The sequence below is a fragment of the Methylobacterium sp. GXF4 genome (assembly GCF_000272495.1).
Lineage (GTDB): Bacteria > Pseudomonadota > Alphaproteobacteria > Rhizobiales > Beijerinckiaceae > Methylobacterium > Methylobacterium brachiatum.
Window position 1 is genome coordinate 1 of sequence record NZ_AKFK01000040.1, and the last position, 968, is coordinate 968.

Annotated in this window: 1 protein-coding gene; it reads right to left on the minus strand. The window is 71.7% G+C overall.

Annotated features, from left to right (window positions below):
- Positions 1–968: UDP-glucose 4-epimerase GalE (galE, locus tag WYO_RS04100; protein ID WP_007559431.1), on the minus strand; the 968-nt coding region annotated here is incomplete at its 3' end.

Consider the following 968-nt stretch of genomic DNA (forward strand, 5'->3'; position numbering starts at 1 on the left):
TTGTCCTCCCAGGCGAGCGCCTGGGCGACGATGGCGTCGAGGTCGTCGTGGCGGGGCTGCCAGCCGAGCCGCGACCGGATCCGCCCGGCCTCCGCCACGATCCGGGCTGGATCCCCCGGACGGCGCGGGCACAGCCGCACCTCGAAGTCCCGCCCCGAGATCCGCTTGACCACCTCGATCACCTCCAGAACCGAGTAGCCCCGGCCGTAGCCGCAGTTCAGCGTCAGGCTCTCGCCGCCCCCGCGCAGGTGGTCGAGCGCCACCCGGTGCGCCTCCGCCAGGTCCGAGACCTGGATGTAGTCGCGCAGGCATGAGCCGTCCGGCGTCGGGTAGTCCGTGCCGTAAACGTCGAGCCGCGCCCGCTGCCCCAGCGCGGCCTGGGTCGCCACCTTGATCAGGTGCGTGGCGTCCGGGGTCGACTGCCCCGAGCGCCCGGCCGGATCGGCGCCGGCGACGTTGAAGTAGCGCAGCACCACGTACGAGAAGCCGTGGGCGGCCGCCGCGTCGGCGATCATCCACTCGCTCATCAGCTTGGAGCGGCCGTAGGGGTTGATCGGGTTGAGCGGCAGATCCTCGGGCACCGGCACCACCTCGGGCTCGCCATAGACGGCGGCTGTCGAGGAGAAGATCACGTGGCGCACGCCCGCGCGGGTGGCGGCCTCGATCAGGGCGCGGGTCTTGACCGTGTTGGCCAGGTAGTAGCCGAGCGGGTCGGCGACCGAGTCCGGCACGACGATCCGGGCGGCGAAATGGGCGAGCGCGTCGATCCGGTGCTGCAGGATGGTCTGGGTGACCAGCGCCTGGTCGGCGACGTCGCCGACCACGAGCTTGACGCCCTCGGGCACGGCCCAGTCGAACCCGGTGGACAGGTCGTCGAGGACCACGATCTCCTCGTGGCCCGCGTCCAGCAGCGCCAGAACCATGTGGCTGCCGATATACCCCGCCCCGCCCGTCACCAGAACCGCCAT